General features: G+C 44.0%; 15 protein-coding genes. 9 read left to right on the top strand and 6 right to left on the bottom strand.

Going from position 1 to position 22,444, the window contains the following annotated elements; all coding sequences use genetic code 11:
• The first annotated feature begins 3 nt into the window (after window positions 1-3).
• Genes ZMTM_RS12550 through ZMTM_RS12530 form a run of 5 tightly spaced genes read left to right on the top strand, consistent with a single transcriptional unit; the run spans window position 4 to window position 10,174 of the window.
• On the top strand, window positions 4-621 hold the full coding sequence (locus tag ZMTM_RS12550) for a GspH/FimT family pseudopilin (RefSeq protein WP_221765726.1): 618 nt from the start codon (window positions 4-6) through the stop codon (window positions 619-621).
• A 5-nt stretch (window positions 622-626) separates the two neighbouring features.
• The gene (locus tag ZMTM_RS12545; protein WP_221764166.1) at window positions 627-1,082 is read left to right on the top strand and encodes a PilV family protein; all 456 of its coding nucleotides are present in this window, start codon (window positions 627-629) and stop codon (window positions 1,080-1,082) included.
• Window positions 1,083-1,091: 9 nt separating this feature from the next.
• Window positions 1,092-2,282 (top strand): PilW family protein, encoded by a 1,191-nt coding sequence (locus ZMTM_RS12540; RefSeq protein WP_221764165.1) that lies wholly within the window; start codon window positions 1,092-1,094, stop codon window positions 2,280-2,282.
• The gene (locus tag ZMTM_RS12535) at window positions 2,279-2,896 is read left to right on the top strand and encodes a pilus assembly PilX family protein (RefSeq protein WP_221764164.1); all 618 of its coding nucleotides are present in this window, start codon (window positions 2,279-2,281) and stop codon (window positions 2,894-2,896) included. The genes ZMTM_RS12540 and ZMTM_RS12535 overlap by 4 nt, the downstream gene beginning before the upstream one ends.
• Before the next feature lie 21 nt (window positions 2,897-2,917).
• A complete protein-coding gene (locus tag ZMTM_RS12530; protein WP_221764163.1) occupies window positions 2,918-10,174 on the top strand; it encodes a pilus assembly protein in 7,257 nt (2,418 codons plus the stop codon).
• A gap of 84 nt (window positions 10,175-10,258) precedes the next feature.
• On the opposite strand, the gene ZMTM_RS12525 is transcribed toward ZMTM_RS12530, so the two are convergent.
• From ZMTM_RS12525 to ZMTM_RS13535, 6 genes are all read right to left on the bottom strand, one after another.
• Window positions 10,259-11,140, bottom strand: coding sequence for a DUF3108 domain-containing protein (locus tag ZMTM_RS12525; RefSeq protein ID WP_221764162.1), 882 nt, complete (start codon window positions 11,138-11,140; stop codon window positions 10,259-10,261).
• Window positions 11,141-11,317: 177 nt separating this feature from the next.
• Window positions 11,318-12,250 carry a glutathione synthase gene (gene gshB, locus ZMTM_RS12520; RefSeq protein ID WP_221764161.1) on the bottom strand — a complete coding sequence of 311 codons (933 nt, stop codon included), beginning with the start codon at window positions 12,248-12,250 and terminating at the stop codon, window positions 11,318-11,320.
• A gap of 448 nt (window positions 12,251-12,698) precedes the next feature.
• Window positions 12,699-14,177, bottom strand: coding sequence for an ammonium transporter (locus ZMTM_RS12515; protein ID WP_221764160.1), 1,479 nt, complete (start codon window positions 14,175-14,177; stop codon window positions 12,699-12,701).
• A gap of 12 nt (window positions 14,178-14,189) precedes the next feature.
• Window positions 14,190-14,528: a P-II family nitrogen regulator gene (glnK, locus tag ZMTM_RS12510; protein WP_221764159.1), complete on the bottom strand. Its 339-nt coding sequence runs from the start codon at window positions 14,526-14,528 to the stop codon at window positions 14,190-14,192.
• A 141-nt stretch (window positions 14,529-14,669) separates the two neighbouring features.
• Window positions 14,670-15,332, bottom strand: a complete 663-nt coding sequence (locus tag ZMTM_RS12505) for a TorF family putative porin (protein WP_264081913.1) — start codon at window positions 15,330-15,332, stop codon at window positions 14,670-14,672.
• A gap of 29 nt (window positions 15,333-15,361) precedes the next feature.
• On the bottom strand, window positions 15,362-15,484 hold the full coding sequence (locus ZMTM_RS13535) for a hypothetical protein (protein ID WP_264081912.1): 123 nt from the start codon (window positions 15,482-15,484) through the stop codon (window positions 15,362-15,364).
• 251 nt (window positions 15,485-15,735) lie between these two features.
• Here ZMTM_RS13535 and ZMTM_RS12500 point away from each other — a divergent pair, with 251 nt between their 5' ends.
• The 4 genes from ZMTM_RS12500 (at window position 15,736) to metH (ending at window position 22,439) form a co-directional block, all read left to right on the top strand.
• Window positions 15,736-15,996: an accessory factor UbiK family protein gene (locus ZMTM_RS12500; protein WP_221764158.1), complete on the top strand. Its 261-nt coding sequence runs from the start codon at window positions 15,736-15,738 to the stop codon at window positions 15,994-15,996.
• Window positions 15,993-17,483 (top strand): YifB family Mg chelatase-like AAA ATPase, encoded by a 1,491-nt coding sequence (locus ZMTM_RS12495; protein ID WP_221764157.1) that lies wholly within the window; start codon window positions 15,993-15,995, stop codon window positions 17,481-17,483. The genes ZMTM_RS12500 and ZMTM_RS12495 overlap by 4 nt, the downstream gene beginning before the upstream one ends.
• A gap of 11 nt (window positions 17,484-17,494) precedes the next feature.
• Window positions 17,495-18,541 (top strand): VIT1/CCC1 transporter family protein, encoded by a 1,047-nt coding sequence (locus ZMTM_RS12490; protein ID WP_221764156.1) that lies wholly within the window; start codon window positions 17,495-17,497, stop codon window positions 18,539-18,541.
• A gap of 103 nt (window positions 18,542-18,644) precedes the next feature.
• Window positions 18,645-22,439: a methionine synthase gene (metH, locus tag ZMTM_RS12485; RefSeq protein ID WP_221764155.1), complete on the top strand. Its 3,795-nt coding sequence runs from the start codon at window positions 18,645-18,647 to the stop codon at window positions 22,437-22,439.
• Window positions 22,440-22,444 lie beyond the last annotated feature (5 nt).

Below are 22,444 nucleotides of genomic sequence, written 5' to 3'. Positions count from 1 at the left end.
AATATGAGTACGCATTCAAAAGGTTTTTCTCTAATTGAAATTGCTATTACTTTAGCAGTATTAGGGATATTGATTGCTTCTGGCATTCCATCTTTACGCCTGTGGATACAAAGTACGCAAGTGCGTACTGCTGCTGAGTCAATTCAGAATGGTTTACAGTTGGCGCGTGCAGAAGCTGTAAGACGTAATGCAAATGTTCGTTTTCAGTTAACAACTAGTATTGATGCTAGTTGCGCCATTAGTAATTCTGGAACAAATTGGGTTGTAAGTTTGGGAAGTCCTGTGAGCGCATGTGCCAGTTTTGTTACTGATACGTCTTCAACAGGTGTTATTCAGGCATGGTCAAATAAAGATGGCGCATCTAACGCGGAGGTATCTTCAACAACTGCATCTACTATCATTTTTAATGGATTGGGACGTCAAGTAAGTAGTGGCACTGACGCTAGCGGTAATGCTATACCTGTTGCCCCAATTGTTATTTCAGTTATTAATTCCAAAGGGGGTGCTTGTACCACAGCTTCTGTGGATGGTATACGTTGTATGAATGTTGCAGTTAGTACGGGGGGGAATATTCGCATGTGCGACCCTGCACTCAACTCATCTGATCCACAAGGATGTTAATGGTCATGCATAAACAACAATCGGGTGTGATGTTACTTGAAGCTTTAATTGGCATATTGATATTTTCACTAGGCATATTAGCTGTTGTTGGTCTTCAGGCTGCTTCTATAAGCGCCACTTCAGATGCTAAATATCGCTCAGATGCAAGTTTGTTTGCAAACCAGTTAATTGGTCAGATGTGGGTGGGGGATAGGACGCCTGCAACATTAAAGTCTAATTTTCAGAGTGATTGTACTGCTTGTGCATATACTTTATGGTCAGCAGAAGTCGCTAAGGTTTTGCCAGGTGTTGCTGGTGATGCTAATAGTGCTGGTTTGCCACCTATAGTAACAGTTACTCCTGTAACTACAGGTGGATATACTTTAAGTAGCACAGTACAAATTACTGTAAGGTGGCGCGCACCTAAGCAACAATCAACAGATCCCGCGCATACATACACCGTCGTTTTTCAAGTTGTATAAGCCCAAACTATGAATTTACGCAAATCTGATTGTTCACGCTTTCGCTCCTATAAAGGCATTCTGAGTCTAGCTAACCATAGAAATAATGGTTTTACACTGATTGAGGTTATGGTCGCTATGGTTATCGGTCTTTTGGGAGTGATTGTAATCATGCAGGTTTTCTCTTTATTTGAGGGGCAAAAGCGAAGCACTACAGGTGGTGCTGATGCTCAAAATAATGGAGCTATTGCATTGTATGGTATTCAAAGGGATATTCGGCAAAGTGGATGGAACCTCATGGCTCCTAACTTAATAGGTTGCAAAGCTCAGTTGCCTGCAGGAACTTCGGGTGTAAATTTGCCACTTGCACCAGTTACAATTAATTCAGGCGATATTCCAGCGGGTGATCCGAATACTGATACCTTGCTTGTGTACTATGGCAGTAGTAACGGTGCTTCTGAAGGGGATGTTATTACTGCACAACCGGTACAACAGCAATATGGCGTTAATACCATTTCAGCATTTACTACTGGTGATTACGTGGTTGCTGAACCTGCCGTCAGGCCAAATCCGTGTACTTTGAATATTGAAAAAGCCACTATTCAGGCGCCTAATTTGAATGTGCAAGTGCCAATAGGTGTACCACCCCCAGGTGCGAGTCCAGGAAATCTATATAACCTTGGTTCTAGCTTAAAAATATTGGCTTATGCCATTAGAAATGGAAGGCTTACAGTTTGTGATTATTTTATTAAGAACTGTGCTTCTACTAGCTCAGCAAACCTTACTGATACAACTATATGGGAGCCAATTTCAGACAATATTGTAAGTATGCGGGTTCAGTATGGACGTGATACAAGCGCAAAATTAGATGGGATTGTCGATATATATGATCAAGTTCAGCCAGTTACCAATTGTGATTGGCTTAAAGTATCGTCAATTCAGATTGCATTAGTTTCGCGCAGTTCGCAGCCAGAAAAAGATTTGGTCACAAATACTACTAGTACCAATACTATTACTTGGAGAGGTCAGCAAGCTAGTTTATCTGGAGCACCTCCTCCTGCCATTATTTCTACTCCAATAGATCTAACGGGTATACCCACTACAATTATGGCGAGCGGATTTTCATGGCAGAACTACCGTTACAAAGTTTTTCAAACAGTAGTGCCACTACGTAACATTACTTCAATACTCGCAATATCAGAATCTCAATGTAATTCTTGAATTTTACTAAATATAGATTCATTAAAATGAAAATTTATTATCCAAAAATTGCAAAACAAGAAGGTGTAATTCTTCTAGTAGCACTTATCGTACTTGTTGCTATGACGTTGGCAGCTATTGCTATGGTTCGATCTGTTGATACAACCAATATCATTGCAGGTAATCTTGCGTTTCAACAATCTGCTACTAACGCGGCTGATGTGGGTGCTGAGCTAGCTATTAAGTGGTTACAAGATAATAACGTGGGTACTAAATTGAGAGTTGATAGCTTGGGTGATGGCTATGCCGCTACTTGGGATCCAACAATTGGGTATGACTGGAGTGTACTGGCTGCGATACCGCAAATGCATGCAAAGTCAGCAGGTTCAGATGTAGGCGGCACAGGCAATAGTGTGAATTATATTATTCAGCGGATGTGTAAATTACAAGGTGTAGATGTAGATCCTGATACACCTTCTGCAGGTTGCGCAGTTCCAGCTTCTATTTCTACTGTATGTATTACAGCTGGTTGTGTACCTATAATTCCTCCTAGACAGCAATATTATAGAATTACTAGTCAAGTTTTAGGACCTCGTAATACCGTCAGCTATGTACAAACAATTGTTGCGCTGTAGTTTAGTTTAGGGAGAATTATAATGAACATTAATAAATTTTTTAAAAATATCGCGGGTGTTTCCACTCTATTAGTATTATTGAGTGGTACCAGTAATGCGGATGTTACGAAGCTAGCTACCCAACCTATTACTACTCAATATACTTCGCAACAAGTTCTTCCAAATATTATGTTTGTGCTAGATGACTCTTTTAGTATGAGCTGGGCATATCTGCCAGATTGGGCAAACGTATTAATCCCTCATCTATTTAGTAATTCTGCTTTTAATGGTGTTGCCTATAATCCTGCTATTAATTACACCCCGCCAACGATGTATGACGAAGGTGGCAATGTCGATAAAACTACATATCCCTCACAGAATGCAATTAATACAGCCACATTCACAGCTACACCTGCATGGACAAAGGTGCCGAAGGATCGCTATGGCGTTCAATATCGTATAGTCAATCCGACCACCGTCGACCTTGTTAATGACCCCAAGAATTACGGTAATTTAGTTGGAAATGTTAATTATTACACAACAATTGCTGGTGAGTTTTGCGATAGTCCTTTATTGAGAAATTGCAAAACCACTAAGGATACTATTTACAAATATGAGGCCAAATTGCGCTGGTGCCATACGGCTGCAGAGGCGATTGCACCAACATCTAGCGCAGATGCAACAGCAACTGGTGGGTGCCAAGCAAAACAAATTGTCGCAACTACAACTAACACAAATAATAGTGTCACTAGTTATACTTATTTCCGGGCACCTAGCCCTGGCGGCATCTCAAACATTACTTTCTCGGGAGCTGGCTCTACAACTATTAGTGGTATTTCAGTTGGTACTATTGGCGCCACCGCAGTTAGTGCGCAAATATTAAGTCAGCCAATTACAACCACGGTCAGCTCGGTATCAGGTTTGCTAAATGCAATTGTAACTCAAATCAATAATTGTACTGCCGTAGCTACTGGTAACTGTAATGTTTCGGGCTACAGCGCTTTCTATGATGGAGGAAATACGCTTATCATTTCTGCTCCATCTGCTACGACAAATAGCCCAGCTATTACTCAGAACAGTACAAATACACCACAATTTAATATCACTACTAACATAACAGCATCTGCTACAGCGTTTACAGCTACGCCAGGAAGTGTATTCAAGACTTCTGTAGTAGGTATTTTATCTACTTATGGGTATGCTTGTGTTGCAGGTACAACAGGTTGTGCAAAAGCGCCTAACCGTACCGATTGCGCGAGTACTTTGTGTACTTACTCTGAAGAAATGACAAATTATGCTAACTGGTATGCCTATTACCAGACGCGTATGCAAATGATGAAAACTGTCGTGAGCCAAGCATTTGACTTAACAGAGAGTCAGTTTAGGGTGGGTTATTTCACTATCAACAATGGAACTCAGGATCCCTTAAATGTAAATAAAACTCCACCGACAGCTCCACGATCAGAAATTAACGATTATCTGGATATTACGACATTCTCAAATCCGAACAAGTATCTATGGTACACACAGTTATTCAGAGCTTATCCTACAGGGCAAACACCACTTCGCACGGCATTATCCAATGCAGGAAAGATTTATGCGAACCTGTTGCCAAGTTCAACTTTGAACTCAAGAACTGTAAGTGACCCTGTACAGTATTCATGCCAGCAAAACTATACAATTCTATCAACTGACGGATATTGGAATGAAAGCGCAACACCTACTCAGTTAGACGGTTCTGCAATTGGCGAACAGGATGGTAATGAACCACGTCCATATTATGATGGTGCAACGGTTCAGCAAATTATCCAGCAGACTACACAAACAGTAGATCAAGTTGCCACAAATACGAACTTTATAATGAGTAAGACTACGCAACAAACGAAAAGCACAAGCAATTTGCATCAAAATCAGAGAACTTTTTATATATATCCTTATCAGGTGGATACTAAAAATCTACAAAAAGCCACCTCGACATTACAGGCTAGTTATAACACTCTCACTTCAGTCACTAGTGTTTTACAGCAAACAACTAATTTGTTGCAGCAAACGACCTATGATCCAATAAAGAAAATATATCCTGTTGAAACAGTTACTGTAAAACCTATACAAACTAAATATTCTTTACAACAAAGAACTTACACTCCACGTAGTACAGTCTATCCTTTGCAGCAAAACGTGGCGACACGTAATGAGCAAGATACTCTTTTGAAACAAACCGCAAGAAAATTACAGGTCTATACTAGAAATTTACAAAAAGAAACCGTAAGTACTGCCGACGGTAACGTAAATGATACTGGTTGGCTGGACGTTCCTGCAGGTGGCACTTGTATACCAGGCACTACTAATTCTGGGAGTACTACTACAGTAGTGACATGCCAATATGTAGATGCTACTTCACCACAGTATGTCGATTCGACAGCATCGGATGGTAGCTGCACACCAATTGCTCAGTCTGGCTATACCACTCGGACTGTGGTGGCTTGTCAGTATGCAGATGGTAACGTTACTCAGAATCTAAACACTTGCACTGCAGGTACTCCAAGTAGCGGGAGTGGTAAATGGTTACCGTACAATGCATGTGCATATCAAGCGCAGGGTAGTAAATATCCATTAACTTCAACTACGGCAAGCTTATGTGTTGCTCATGGCGCTGACACAAGTTCTCCTTACAGCAAGCAAGTGAGTTGCACCTATGTACAAGCGGGTTGGGTGGCTGCAAGCCAGGTCGCTAGTGTACCAACTTGTACCGCAGGTACCTCTATAGATCAACTTACACAAACGAGTTGTCAATATTCCGCTACTAAAAGTAGCGGCCCTACTTCAACATCAGGTACTTGCACGGTTCATAATCAAACTGCATCACCTTATACTGGAGATAAAGTTCTTTGTGATTACAACGGTACAACCCCGGACGCAGCTTATGCAAATACGACTGCTACTTGTAATACAACGGCTAAATCAACGACTAGCACTAGTAATAATGCTCAATATGTAGTTGCGCAAGATTGCCAATATAACTCAACAGCCGAGACAGGAGCTGGCGCAGCAACCTCTGTAACCACCTGCAATGAATCATATTCAACTGGACCTGCATGGAGCATCATAGATAAGGTCAGTTGCACTTACCCAAGTTCTACGACTATACAATCACAAGCAGCCACAAGTATAGGCCAGGCTTGCATTTCTGGGGGAGCAGTGCCATCATCGGAGGCTGCTAACAGCACAAGTTATGGCAGTATCAATCAATGTCGATTCGCTACTTCCCCCTCAAATGGTACTAATGGCGCAAGCGCCGTTCCATGCCAAGGGAGTGCTGGCAGTCTTATTAATGGTACCGCTCTGACAACTTGTGAGTATCCTAGTACCGCAACAACTACTAAAACTTATCCTACTATTACAAGCTGCAGTTCTAGTCCCCGAAATCCTGCTGCTGGCACCACTACAACATCTGCAAATTTAACAACAGCTACCGAATGTCAATATGTGCAAGGTACTGCGGCTAATGTGACCAGTGGCACATGTAGTGATGTCTCGTTAGCAGCGGGTTTAGGCTACACCAAAACCTGTTCTTATGCGCAAACTAGTACCAATACTAATGCAACCAGCTGCGCTAGAATCGATCAGCAGTCAGCACAGCCGTGGAGTCTTTATACTATACGTAGCTGCACATATAGCGCCAATTCGGCTCTTGCGGACGTTACTGCGACTAACTGCACCGTTGGCAGCCCTTCCAATGGGGGCAATGGAACAAATTATGTCGGCCCTATCACCAATACATGTCAATACTCAGCTTATAGTTTGTTTTCTGATGCTTCATCTTGTGCAGTAGTAGCACGAGATGCGGGGCCTACTTATACAACAAAAACGGCAGTGAACTGCCAATACGCGCCAGCTGTAACAACTTATGCTGGCACGTGTACAGTTAAGTCTGAAGCAGGTTTTGTAAATGCGCAGGCTGTGGCATGTACTTTGTTATCTACTGCCCAAACTGTTGAGCAAACATCTTTAGCAACATCTGCTGATGTATCTAGTTGCACCCCAAGCTCTATATCTACCAGTAATGTGCCAAACTCTGGAGTTACCCGAAGGGTTGATACTGCTTGCGCTTATAATGCTTTTACAACACCAGTTGCAAGTGCTTGTGCTAATACTGATAGCAAAGCGCGAGATTCAATCGTAAATGGAGTTGCAGCAACAACTGCGACAAAATGTGATGTAGTTACTAATCCAGGGATACCTACTAATAGCGTAGTAGATGCAAATGAGTTTGTAAATGTTCCCTCTTGTACGCCTGTTGCAACAGCTACACCGCTGTTTACATTTGATGCTAATGGTAAAAATGTGCAGTGCCTTCAAACGACAAATACAGCAGATACATTCGTTCCCGTAAGCACATGTACTCCTAATACTACATCAGTTGGAGCTGGACCAAATTACTTGCAGACCAATTGTGTAAGTAAGCAGCATTCAGTAACTTTTGTGCCAGCTTGTACGCCTTCAACAACTTCTGACTATGTAACAACAACATGTCAGTCACTGCCACCTGTGGCAACCAATATTGCGGTATGCACACCGCGGTCGCCTACTTTTGATAATGGATATCAAACTATTACCTGCAGCACTGCGGCGGGCACTGGTACATCAAATACACTGGCAGACGTTGCTGAGTATTACTATAAAACAGATTTACGCACTTATTCACTGGGCAATTGTGTTGGAGCACCAGTGACAGCGGCTGATGGTACCACCACCATTAATAACGCGATATGTGCCAATGCCAGTCCAGATAGTCTCAATAATGTTGCACCTACTGGAGCAGACCTAAATACGGCACAGCATATGACAACCTTTACCTTGGGTTTGGGTGCTTCAGGGTTTATGCAATATACTCAAAAGTATGCCAACAGTGTAGAAAATGGCGGTAGTCCTGATTATGCGTCAGTGGCTACTGATACTACAGCAGTTCCAGCTTCAGGAATATGTAGCTGGCAAAATAGCGGTACTTGTAACTGGCCATTTCCACTGACAAATGATCAGTCCGGTATAGATGATCTGTGGCATGCAGGCATTAATGGACGTGGTGACTATTACAGTGCGACTGACCCAACTAGTCTTGCTAACAGTATCAATACGGCTCTTTCAACAGTGAACAATGCGAGAGGATCATCTACTGGTCTATCTACTAGCTCAGCAAATGTGACTTCAGTAGACAATTTTGCCTTTAGCACGTCATTTGCCAGTGGAAGTTGGGATGGTGAAGTCATTCGTAAACAAATTGACCCTAATACTGGCCTTACTACAAGTAGGATTGACTGGGCTGCGCAATCAAAGTTAGATAACAGATCAGTATCGTCGCGTGTGATATATACATTTGACAGCACTAATACATCTACGAATTTAAAAAACTTCACTGTGAACAATTTTGGAACAGACCCTCGTTTTAATAAAGCAACGCTTACTAATTCGACAACAGGTATCGCTCAGTTCACTTGCGCCAAAGCCGTTCCTTGTATTCCTAGTACATCACAAGATGCAGCAGCAGGTGCTGCGCTCGTAAATTACTTGATTGGTGATAGAAGTAATGAAGGTGCAGTGACTGATAATGCGAAATACTTCCGCCAGCGGAGTCATGTATTAGGGGATATTGTGAATTCTCCAGTCACTTATGTCGGCCCACCTAAATATTCATACGCTGATGCTGGATATAGTAAATTTGCGGCTGATAAGGCAAACAGACTTTCTCTTGCGATTGTTGGTGCTAATGATGGCATGTTGCACGCGTTTAGAGCACAGGGTTCAGCTACTGCTGAGGCAGCACTAAAAGCTACAATTGCTGATCCTGGAGATGCTGCTAAAGCAACAGCAAATATTCAAGCTCAAAATAGTGATATCAGTCAGGGAATAGATGCTGGTCAGGAGCTTTGGGCTTATATTCCATCAGTCTTATTAAAAGACTTATACAAGCTGGCTAGTAAGGATTATTCGACATATCATCGCTATTTTGTTGATGGCATACAAGAGGTTGGAGATATTTGTACTAGTTCTTGCGATAGTACTGATAATGCAGTTTGGAAAACTATATTAATAGGTGGGCTGGGTGGAGGGGGTAGAGTTTATTATGCACTAGATATTACTGACCCCAATAATCCAAAAGCTTTATGGGAATACAGTACTCCTAATCTTGGATACACTTATGGCAATCCTCAGATTGCTAAACAAAGTGATGGTAAATGGGTGGTGCTATTTAGCTCTGGCTACAATAACGTTCCTGATGCCACGAGTACGGGGGGGGATGGTGTAGGCCGGCTTTTTGTTGTTGATGCTAATACTGGAATACCGACTCAGACTCAGACTACGAGCGGTGTAAGTACTGTTGGTGTGAGTACTGGATTTGGCAGTACTGCGTCCCCAAGTGGATTATCCAAAATTGTGGCTCAAGTTACAAATGGAAATACTGATGCCAGCATGAAAGCAGTTTATGGTGGTGATATGTATGGTAATTTATGGAGATTCGATACTAATCAGCTTACTTCAACATCTCCAGTACCTTTCATACCTTTCAAGTCAACTGCGCAATTAATGGCAACTTTTAAAGACACTGCTGGCAATCTTCAACCGCTGACAGCGAAGCCAACTTTGGGAATTGTTGATACTTACACGGTTGTATATGCAGGAACTGGTGCATATTTAGATGCAACTGATGTGGCTAAGGTAACTACTCAGTCATTTTATGCAGTGAAAGACCCAGGAACTACTACTGCATCAGGCACTGCAATATATTCAGATCCGCGTTCAAGTTTTGTTCAACAGACTCAATCAGTAGGTACATGTCCGCTCGGGATTTCAGCATTAATATGTACTGCTGGCGACCCAGTGAGGACTAGTTCGAGTAATTTAGTCGACTATACAACTAAAGGCGGATGGTATTTTGATTTGCCTGTCGCAGGGGAACGTGCCAATACAGACCCCTCATTTGATTTAAACTTACTTATATTTAATACTAATATTCCTACTACACTAGCCTGCAATTTAGGCGGATACAGCTTCCAGTATCAAGTAGATTATAGAACGGGAGGCCCTGCAAGCGGTTCTACCAGTGGAGTAGTAGCGTTCAAGCTGGGAAATCAGCTGGCATCAGGCGCAACGGTATACACGACTAGTAGCAGTGCTACTGGAGGTGGGTCTGGTAAGACGGGTACAATATTGGGAGGCAATGTAATAAACAAAGGCACATTAGATAATCCAACGCCAGCTGATACTCGTCGTACTTCATGGAGAGAGTTGATAACTCATTAGAAATATCTGCTAGCATATAACAGTAGCGAATGGTCACTTACAAAGCCTTGTTTGTGGCCATTTATAAAATGAATAAAGCTAAATCTATTTAATAGATACTGTTTGTATGAGTTGTTCTGTTATTTTTCCATCAGGTTGTACATGCCGTATTTTAAATGGTAAATATTTGAAGGTTGGCGCTAACCATAAATCGATAGTTTCATTATTATCGGAGTTTGATAGTACTAGATGTACCGTAGTCAGTTTTCCATATGAAGTTGTATCTAGTAATTCAATATTTAAAAGATGTACTGTATAAATACTAATTTTTGCGCCATCAGTAAGGAATAATTTACTGTCAGTGCTTGTCGGAGGTGAAAACATAAATTGATAAATTAGGCTTTGTCTATCTAGTAAACCATCTGGCATCATTCCTTTAGTTGGTTCTGCTGATATTAACTCCTCTCTAGATATTCGACTCAAACGTAATAACTTATATGCTTGCGTACCATTGGTGTAATACTTCGAAGGGCTTAACCTATTGCTATATAGGGCACCTGTAATTTCTATATCCCAGTTTTCATAAGCATCATTTTCACTATGATTACTATTGATATCTAACTGATAGTTATTTCTCCCATCCAATGCAAAATGCTGCTGTCCTGAATCAAGTAATTTACCATCATTGCCAGAAATTATTTGGAATTCAATTTTAATATCAGTTGCTGGAGTTAATTGATCTTGTCCAATATCTGCTTGTTTGTGATCTATAGCTTGAACTTTAATATCATTAGACTGTTGAGCTGGTGATGATTCGACAGGGTTTAATAGCTGATTAGATATTGGGATTGGTTGTTCAGTAACTAGCTCAGTTATTACCGATTTAGCGGTATGTACTAAGCCAACACTTTCTGTTTCCGTTGACGATTTTATATCAGGTATAGACTGACTAATAGGATTCTGATGGGTACTTAGCTTGATCTCCAATGGCTTATTTGATTGACTATTTATTAGGTGCTGTAAGGGAAGCCTAATTTTAATGACTAATAAAGAATGTATTAAGAGCGATATCAGTAGAGTGATAACTAAAACAGAGTTATTACGTGAGTTATTAAGATTGTTTCTAGATGTGGCCATTTTTTATAAAAGAAGATTATTGACTCTTCATTTAAGTTCTAAGGCATCTAGGAATATATTGGCTGGTTTACAATCAGTCTGGCTAGCAATCTCAACCATACAAGTTGGGCTTGTCACATTTACCTCTGTAAGGTAATCGCCAATCACATCTAGGCCTACTAAAAAAAGACCTTGTTCTTTGAGTGTTGTGCCAGCAGTGCTGGCAATTTCGTAATCTCTATCACTTAAAGGCTGGGCGATACCTGTGCCGCCAGCTGCCAAGTTGCCGCGAGTTTCGCCTTTTAGAGGTACACGGGCTAGTGCATAAGGTACAGGTTCACCATCAATCACCAATATGCGTTTGTCACCCTGTTTAATGGCTGGCAAATAGCGTTGAGCCATGATAGTTTGCTGGCCAAAATTGGTGATGGTCTCTAGTATTACGCTGATATTCGGGTCATCTGCCCTCAGGCGATAAATGTTGCTGCCCCCCATTCCGTCTAATGGCTTAACGACGATATCACCTTGCTCTTTGATAAATTGACGTATGAGCTGATTGTTGCTGGTGACCAGAAATTCAGTAGTGAATTGGGGAAATTGCGTAATCCCGAGTTTTTCATTCCAGTTTCTGATGGATTGAGGGTTGTTAAATACTCGCGCGCCTTGATCTACTGCCATTGAAAGCAGGTAGGTGCTGTATAGGTACTCATTATCGAAGGGTGGATCTTTGCGCATAATGATTGCATCAAAATCTGTAGCTTCGAATTCTTCAAAGCTGCCAACTCCATACCAACTATTGCCTGTCTGAAACTTAAAGGTTTGCGCAATCATCTTTACTTTGTTGTTACGCAATAACAGGCCACTTTGCATGATGACAAAAACGCTGTGTCCACGATTAATGGCTTCACGCATGATGGCCACAGAGCTATCTTTAGCAATTTTTAGTGATTCAATTGGATCAATAACAATAGCGATACGCATGATTTAGTTCTCAGATTTTGATGACAATAGTTAACAGAATGTTGAATAAACAGTCATTACTGATTTTAGCCTAGTTGCCCGTGAATGAATCAATGCTTGATTATAAATCTTACAGGCAAAAAAACGGACACCGAAGTGTCCGAAGAGGAGGAGATAATGCATGGAGCCAGCACTCATGAATTCTTTATGTCTTTCGACAACTGAGAAGCAATAATGCTTGTATATGTATTAGCAATACTTGTGCCAACTTAAATGTGCCAAAAATAGTAGTTTTATTGCTGAAAATACAGCTTCAACTTATATTTGCGTGCCCACTGCACAGCTGTGGTGCAAAAGCATTGCTAAGTTTGATTAATGTCGAAAAAATCCCCTAACCATTTATAAAATAAAAAACGGACACCGAAGTGTCCGTTTTAAATCATTACTAAGCAACTAAATCTAATTAATCTTAATAGTGATAAGCACGTTCGCCATGCTCTGTTGTATCTAAACCTTCGCGCTCTACTTCTTCACTTACACGTAGACCAACTACAAGATCTACCAGCTTATAAGCAATGAATGCGACTACAGCAGACCAGATGATGGTGATACCTACACCCCATGCTTGGCTAGTCATTTGAGCAACCAAGTCGTATGGAGCAACAGCGTTAGCGACGTAGTCATATACGCCAGTGCCGCCTAATGCTGGATTGACCAAAATGCCAGTACCTAAAGCACCGAAAATACCACCGATGCAGTGAACACCAAACACATCTAGTGAGTCATCATAGCCAAGTGCACTTTTTACTTTAGTTACAAAGAGGAAGCAAAGTGGTGAAACTAACAGGCCTAATACAATCGCACCCATTGGGCCAACGAAACCACAAGCTGGTGTAATTGCTACCAAGCCTGCAACAGCGCCTGAAGCAGCACCCAACATTGAAGGCTTGCCTTTGAATATCCACTCACTGAACATCCATGAGGTTGCGGCAGCGCATGTTGCAATTAAGGTGTTAGCAAATACCAGGGTAGCGAAACCGCTAGCTTCTAGATTTGAACCAACGTTGAAACCGAACCAACCTACCCATAGTAACGCAGCGCCAACCATAGTTAATGTAACGCTATGCGGTGCCATGGCTTCTTTACCAAAACCAATACGTTTACCCAATACCAGTGCACCAACTAGGCCGGCAATACCAGCGTTTATGTGTACAACGGTACCACCTGCAAAGTCTAGAGCACCCTTCTGGAATATGAAGCCAGCGGTAGCAGTAGCAGCATCAGCAGCAGCAGCGTCTGTATAAGCATCAGGGCCTGACCAGAACCAAACCATGTGTGCGATAGGAATATATGAGAATGTGAACCAGAGAATCATGAACAGCAGGATTGCCGAGAATTTCATACGCTCAGCAAAAGCACCAACGATTAGTGCTGGTGTAATAACGGCGAAAGTTAATTCAAAGCACATATAGATGTACTCAGGAATGACAACACCTTTACTGAATGTTGCAGCATTTGAATCTGGAGTCATACCAGCCAAAAACAAGCGATCAAATCCACCAAAGAAAGCGCTGGTTGCACCTGAGCCTTGTGTGAAAGCTAAGCTGTATCCGTAGATGGCCCAGAGAACACCAAGCACGCTGGTAATCATGAATGTTTGCATAAGCACTGAAAGCATATTTTTTGTGCGTACCATACCACCGTAAAATAAGCCCAAGCCTGGTACACACATCATTAATACTAATACGGTTGCTACGATCATCCAGGCAGTATCGCCTTTATTTGGAACTTCTGCAGGTGCAGCTGCGGCAGCTGGTGCGGCTGCATCTGCTGGAGCAACTTCAGTTACTGCTGGTGCTTCTGCAGCAGGAGCTGCATCTTCAGCGAAACTTAGGCCACCAAAGCCTAATGCACTCACTAAAGCGATAATAGATAGAATTTGTTTCATTTCATGCTCCTGTTAAAGCGCGTCTGGACCGGTTTCACCGGTGCGGATGCGATAAACTTGTTCGAGATTAAAGACAAAAATCTTGCCATCACCAATTTTGCCAGTGGTTGCAGATTTTTCTATGACTTCAATGACTTGGTCTAACAGGTCGTCTTTGATTGCAACTTCCAGTTTAACTTTAGGAAGAAAATCTACGACGTATTCAGCGCCACGATATAACTCTGTGTGCCCTTTTTGACGGCCAAAACCTTTAACTTCAGTAACTGTGATGCCCTGTACGCCAATAGCGGATAGCGCTTCACGTACCTCGTCAAGCTTAAATGGCTTGATGATAGCGGATACGAATTTCATGCTTGTCTCCTGATGGGTGAGTGTAATAAAAAGATGAGGCGGGTTGCTTTTCCGCCTCATCCCTGTCTTGCGGTACTGCTTTTATTTTTACTAAAGCTGTTACAGCTAACTAAAACAGCCGAATAAATCGGCTCATATTAATTAGAATGTTTTTGTAACAAATAATGTTATAGCTGGTGAGCCAATGCTTTTATCGTTACCAGACATGTATAAGTTCTGATTAGCATTGGTTTTTGTGTAATAACCACCAACTGTTACACCATTTTCCCAAGCTTTGCTTGCGCCAACTTTGTAGTCTGCGTAGCTAAGGTTTGAACCTGCTGGAAGAGCATTTGCGTCTGCATCAGTTAATACTTTTTGATAACCGATGTGACCAAGAAGGCTTAGGCCTGAAATGCCTGTCCACTCAGCAGGAACTGGGTAGTTAGCGGTTAAATCAGAGTAGTAAGAACCATCGCTGTTTTTAACGCCATAAAGATTGGTAGCTGCATAGTTTACTTTGAAGGTGAAATATGAATATGTTAAAGCACCATAAACTTCAGTAGTGTCGGCTCTTGCAGCGCTTAGAGCAGTGCGATTGCCAGGGTACATAACTTCAATCACGCCCACATCGTATGAAAGACCTGTGTCACCAATAGTGCTTCTGTAGCCACCATAAACGTCAGCTTCTAAACTAGAGTGAGTGTATGCGCCTGCATCCTGAAGCCAGCTTTGGTTAGAACCCCAAGCGCCAATGTAAAGACCACTTGAATGTGTCAAATCAACGCCACCCTGCAATGCAGGGCCGCCAGCAGTTTGTGTCAAACCACGGAAAATGTAGTTACTGAAAAGACCTACGTTAGTAGTAATGGTGTATAATCTGAAGCTGGTGCAGCAGCAGCTTCATCAGCAGCGAATGAAGCTGCTGAGAATGACAATGTACCTAATACTGCAACTGCTAGTAGCGATTTACGCATGGGTATTTCCTTTCAAGAAATTAAAGCAAACAAATAAAACAAAAAAACTTAAGCAACAAACGTATAGCAACACTCATGCCACAAAGATAAAACAATGAAAAACATGCAATTACGATGCTAAGATAATCACTCTTATCAAGCAACTTAATTATGTATCTGTTTATTAAAACTAAGCGCCCCATAACGGGGCGAATAATTTACTATTTATGTATAAAATAGTCGAAAAATAGCCTTAAATTTGGAGCAAATGCATGTTAAATAATCAATTATTAAATGACTTATCAATAAAAATTAGAGACTTAGCTAAAGATAGTCCAGTAGGCGATATTGAAAAGAATATTCATGCACTGTTGCAGGGCGCATTCACCAAGTTGGAGCTTGTTTCTAGGGCTGAATTTGACGTGCAGGCTGATTTGATGCGGGTTACACGAGAGAAATTACAAAATATAGAATCCAAACTTAATGATCTGGAAGGGTTGTTGCAAAAAAACAACAATATAAGCCCAAAATGAGCTTGGCTGTACTCAAAAGCCGTGCTCTAGCAGGCATGGACGCGCCAGAGGTGATAGTAGAGGTGCATCTGGCCAATGGCCTGCCTAGCTTTACCATTGTGGGTTTGCCTGAAGCCGAGGTGAAGGAAAGTAAGGATCGTGTGCGTGCTGCTCTGCAAACTGCCCAGTTTGATTTCCCGGCACGTCGCATTACTGTAAACCTTGCACCTGCGGATTTGCCTAAAGAGAGTGGACGTTATGATTTGCCAATCGCGCTGGGCATATTAGCGGCCTCTGGGCAGATACCTACCAGCGGCTTAGACCAATATGAGATAGCCGGTGAGTTGGCTTTAACAGGCGAGTTGCGGCCGATACGCGGTGCTTTAGCCATGACTTATAAAGCTAGCCACAGTGGCCGTGCTTTTATATTGCCTTATGAAAGTGCGGCCGAAGCTGGCTTGGTGAGTGAGGCGACGATATTGCCAGCCAAGTCTTTATTAGAAGTATGTGCACATTTAAGTGGGCATACGCAGATACCACGTTATATTCCTGAGCCAGCCAATGGCTTCACTGAATATCCTGACTTTAATGAAGTGAAAGGACAGTCATTACCTAAGCGTGCACTAGAAATTGCGGCAGCGGGATCTCACAGCCTGTTGATGGTAGGTCCGCCAGGCACAGGTAAGTCGATGCTGGCAGGTCGTTTCCCTGGCATCTTGCCTAGCATGACCGAGCAGGAGGCATTGGAATCAGCAGCCATACAATCACTGAATGGCGCTTATAAACCTGCGTTGTGGAAGCGCAGGCCTTTTCGATCGCCTCATCATACGGCTTCTGGCGTGGCCTTGGTGGGTGGCGGTGGCATTCCACGGCCAGGCGAAATATCGTTGGCGCATCACGGTGTGCTGTTCCTTGATGAATTGCCAGAATTTGATCGCAAAGTATTAGAGGTATTGCGCGAGCCATTGGAATCTGGCCATATCACTATTTCACGCGCTGCACGTCAAGCAGACTTCCCCGCGAGTTTTCAATTGCTGGCTGCGATGAACCCCTGCCCTTGTGGTTACTTGGGGCACCATAATAATAAGTGTCGTTGTACGCCAGACCAGGTGTCACGTTACCGCGCAAAAATTTCAGGGCCTTTGCTAGATAGAATTGATCTACATATAGAAGTGCTCGCCCTACGTGATGAAGAGCTTACCGCTGCTGCTAATGGTGAACCTAGCCTCGATATTCGCCAGCGTGTTGAGCTTGCACGAGATGTTCAGTTAAAGCGCCAAGGGAAAGCTAATCATTTGCTGACGAGTAAAGAGGTGGACTTATATTGCACGCCAGATGACGCAGGGCTAAATCTGCTCAAAATGGCGATTATCAAATTGAGCCTTTCAGCACGGGCTTATCATCGCATTCTAAAAGTGGCGCGAACGATTGCTGACTTGGCAGGTTCTGAAGCGATTCAATCAGCACATATTGCAGAAGCTGTGCAATACAGGCGCAATGGGCTGTAGTCTGTATAAATATGACAAATAGTAAAGGCTTAAAAAGCTGGTATGAAGAGCAGCGCTCTTCTTATATATATAGGCTCATGGCTGAGGCTGAAAAAGATGCAGTGCGTAAACAGCTTTTTCTTAAGCTTTCACATGAGGCGCTGCAGCAATCTCAAAGCTGGGCGGCATTGGTTAAGAACGAAGGTTTGCCTCTACCAGTAAGTTATAAACCAGATATGCGCACTAAGTTAGTTGGATGCCTGATTCATCAGTTTGGCACTAGCAGAATCAAGCCTATATTAGCGGCCGTCAAAATCCGCGGCCTTTCTATTTACTCTAATAGTCGTTTGGTGGGTTATCACCCTGTACCAGAAAAGCTCGAAGAAGTAGGTGCAAGTCATTCAGGCGTCAGCTCAAGTGGCGGTCTGCGTGCAGCGGTGTTTGGCGTGAATGACGGCTTGGTATCAATAGCCTGTTTGGTGATGGGCGTGGCTGGTGCCGCCACGGCGAATAGCGCCATCTTATTGACTGGGGTCGCTGGCCTTTTGGCAGGTGCTTTCTCAATGGCTGCAGGTGAATATATTTCCATGCGATCCCAGCGCGAAATGTTCGAATATCAAATTGGCTTGGAGCGTGCAGAGCTGGTGCAATATCCAGAAGAAGAGGCCAGTGAACTGGCGCTGATTTATGTGGCGCGAGGCATGGATCCAGCGGATGCGCAGAAGCTCGCAAATAAACTGGTTGCCGACCCTGAATTGGGGCTTGATACCCTTGCTCGCGAAGAGCTTGGCTTGAACCCAGATGAGCTGGGTTCGCCTTGGTTAGCAGCTATCTCTTCTTTTACTGCTTTTGTCTTTGGTGGCGCAATTCCATTGCTGCCTTACTTGTTTCGATTAACACATGCTCTGACGCTATCCGTCGCCTTTGCTGGCATCGCACTTTTTCTAGTAGGCGCTATCTTATCCCTGTTCACTGGGCGCAACGCTTTGCTGGGTGGGCTACGGATGCTACTGATTGGTGGCAGTGCTGGCGTGATGACCTACTGGATAGGGCATTTAATGGGTGCTAGTTTGTCCTAAGACGTGAGAAAATAAGGTGCTTTGCTATTTAAGCTTGAGATGTAGAGCATCGCCTCAATATTAAGTAGCTGTTATGCACCAAAACTGTTCTTGAAAGCTTTAAATGACCCAAGATGTAACCTCATCTTTATCGATTTCCGCGACTGAACTGCGTTTACGCGAGCTGCTTGCGCAGCGCATCCTGATTCTTGATGGCGCAATGGGTACCATGATTCAGCAGTACAAACTGACTGAGCAGGATTATCGTGGCCAGCGTTTTGCTGATTTTGCGGCACCAAAAGGTGAACGTGAGTTATTCGTAAAAGGGAATAATGAGTTATTGACGCTGACTCGCCCAGATGTAATCCACGAGATACATGAACAATATCTTGCTGCAGGCGCAGATATTATCGAGACCAATACTTTTGGTGCGACCACTGTAGCGCAAGATGATTACCACATGGGCCATCTGGCCTATGAGATGAATGTGGAAGCCGCCAAGCTGGCGCGCGTAGCTTGCGACAAATACAGCACGCCAGATAAACCACGTTTTGTGGCTGGCGCGCTTGGGCCAACGCCTAAAACGGCCTCAATCTCACCAGATGTGAATGACCCTGCAGCCCGTAACGTGAGCTTTGATCAGCTTGTGACTGCTTACCTTGAGCAAACGCGAGGCTTGGTGGCTGGTGGTGCAGATATCCTGATGGTGGAAACCATCTTTGATACGCTCAATTGCAAGGCAGCCCTGTTTGCGATTGATACCTTCTTTGAAGAGTATGGCGCGCGTTTACCTATCATGCTTTCTGGCACGGTCACAGATGCCTCAGGGCGTATTCTCTCTGGTCAGACGGTTTCTGCATTCTGGAATTCAGTCCGCCATGCACGCCCACTGACCATAGGCCTTAATTGCGCCTTAGGTGCCGCCTTGATGAGGCCTTATGCTGAAGAACTATCCAAAATCGCCGATACATTCGTCTGTATCTATCCCAATGCCGGTTTGCCAAACCCGATGTCGGATACTGGGTTTGATGAAAAACCTGCGGATACTTCTTCACTACTCAAAGAGTTTGCTGAGAGTGGCTTCGTCAATATTGCTGGTGGCTGCTGCGGTACCACGCCACCGCATATCAAGGCGATTGCTGAACAGGTCGCCCAGATCGAGCCGCGCAATGTGCCGCATGTAGAACCTGCAACCAGGCTCTCAGGCCTCGAGCCATTTACGATTGATGAAAGCTCGCTGTTCGTTAACGTCGGCGAGCGCACTAATGTAACTGGTTCCAAAGCTTTTGCCCGCATGATTTTGAACGGGCAATTTGATGAGGCGCTTGTAGTGGCAAGGCAGCAGGTCGAAAACGGCGCCCAAGTCATCGATATCAATATGGATGAAGGCATGCTGGATGCCGTTGCCGCGATGACACACTTTTTGAATCTGGTCGCTTCCGAGCCAGATATTGCACGCGTGCCAGTGATGATCGACTCATCTAAATGGTCAGTCATTGAGGCGGGCCTCAAATGTGTGCAGGGCAAAGCCATTGTAAATTCAATCTCAATGAAAGAGGGCGAAGACGAATTCTTACGTCAGGCCAAGCTTTGCCTGCGTTACGGCGCGGCGGTGATCGTGATGGCGTTTGATGAAAAGGGCCAGGCAGATACCTATGAGCGCAAGATCGAGATTTGCAAACGCGCCTATGAACTATTGGTGCAAAAAGTAGGTTTCCCGCCTGAAGACATTATCTTTGACCCGAATATTTTCGCGATTGCGACAGGCATTGAAGAGCATAACAACTATGCCGTAGATTTTATTAATGCCACGCGCTGGATACGCGAAAACCTGCCGCATGCCAAGATTTCAGGTGGTGTATCGAATGTGAGCTTTAGTTTCCGCGGCAATGACCCTGCGCGCGAGGCGATTCATACCGTATTCCTCTACCATGCAATCAAAGCCGGCATGACCATGGGTATCGTCAACGCAGGCATGATGGGCGTTTACGATGATCTGCCCGCTGAACTCAAAGAGCGCGTTGAAGATGTTGTGCTGAATCGTCGCGACGATGCGACCGAGCGCATGATCGAGATTGCAGGTACGTTAAAAGCGGGCGGCAAGAAAGAAGAGGCCACGCTGGAGTGGCGCGGCACGCCAGAAAAACCTACCACCGTGCAAAAACGCCTGACGCATGCGATGGTGCATGGCATTACTGAATTCATCGTTGCTGACACAGAAGAGGCGCGGCAAGAACTACTTAACAATGGCGGTCGCCCAATTCATGTGATTGAAGGCCCCTTGATGGACGGCATGAACGTCGTTGGTGACCTGTTCGGCCAGGGCAAAATGTTCCTGCCGCAAGTGGTGAAGTCTGCCCGTGTGATGAAGCAGGCAGTGGCCCATCTAATCCCTTATATCGAAGAAGAAAAACTGCTCGAAGAACAGCGCACTGGCATAGTCGCCAAGCCCAAAGGCAAGATGGTGATCGCCACTGTAAAAGGTGACGTGCACGACATCGGCAAGAATATCGTCTCGGTCGTATTGCAGTGCAATAACTTTGAAGTGGTCAATATGGGTGTGATGGTGCCAGCTTCCGAAATATTGGCAATGGCCAAAGCCGAAAATGCAGACATTATTGGCTTATCTGGCTTGATTACGCCTTCGCTTGAAGAAATGGCACATGTTGCGCGTGAGATGCAGCGTGACCCGTATTTTCGCGGATTGAAAACACCCCTGTTGATTGGTGGTGCAACTACGTCGCGTGCCCATACCGCAGTGAAGATTGCACCTCATTATGAGGGTCCTGTAATTTATGTCGCCGATGCTTCACGCTCAGTGTCGGTAATGCAGTCGTTGCTCACGCCAGAGCAGCGCGATGCCTATATTGATGAAGTCGCGATTGACTATGACCGTGCCCGCACCCAGCATGCGAATAAAAAAGGTACGCCTATGCTGACACTTGCACAGGCACGTGCCAACAAAGCCAAACTTGATTTCACAGCGAGCAATACTCCGGTGAAGCCAAAGTTTATTGGTCGCCGCACGTTCAAGAATTTTGATCTGGCAGCACTGGTGCCTTATATCGACTGGAGCCCGTTTTTCCAGACTTGGGATCTGGCTGGGTTTTACCCAGCGATTTTGACGGATAGCGTAGTCGGCGATTCAGCCACTAAAGTGTTTGCCGAAGCGCAAGCCATGCTGAAAAAGCTGATTGATGGACGCTGGCTGACTGCGAATGGCGTCGTAGCATTATTACCTGCAAATACGGTGAATGACGATGATATTGAGATTTATACGGATGAAACGCGCACGCAAGTGGCCTTTACCTATTACGGCATGCGCCAGCAAACTGAAAAGCCCGTGATTGATGGTGTGCCGCGACCCAATCAATGTTTGGCTGATTTCATTGCGCCTAAGGATTCTGGCGTTGCTGACTATATAGGTATGTTTGCAGTGACCAGCGGTCTTGGTATCGAGAAATACGAAAAACGCTTTGGAGACGCCCACGATGATTACAGCAGTATTATGCTGAAGTCCTTGGCAGACAGGCTCGCAGAAGCTTTTGCTGAGTATCTGCATGAGCGCGTGCGCACCGATCTGTGGGGCTACGTTGCAGATGAAAGTTTGAGTAAAGAAGCGCTAATAAAAGAGCAGTATCAGGGCATACGACCTGCGCCAGGTTACCCAGCCTGCCCAGACCATACCGTAAAACCAGATATGTTCCATGTGATGCAGTGCGATGAAATTAACATGACATTGACTGAATCATTCGCCATGTTGCCCGGCGCTGCAGTATCGGGATTTTACTTTGCACACCAAGATGCTAAATACTTCAGTGTGGATAAGATTGGTACCGATCAGCTGACTGATATGGCAAAACGTAGAGGTTTGCCAGTGGAATATCTTGAACGCTGGCTGGCACCGAATTTAAGCTGACAAGT

The sequence above is a fragment of the Methyloradius palustris genome (genome assembly GCF_019703875.1).
GTDB lineage: Bacteria > Pseudomonadota > Gammaproteobacteria > Burkholderiales > Methylophilaceae > Methyloradius > Methyloradius palustris.
The sequence above is the reverse complement of the archived record's forward strand: the minus strand, read 5'-3'. Positions and strand labels throughout refer to the sequence as shown.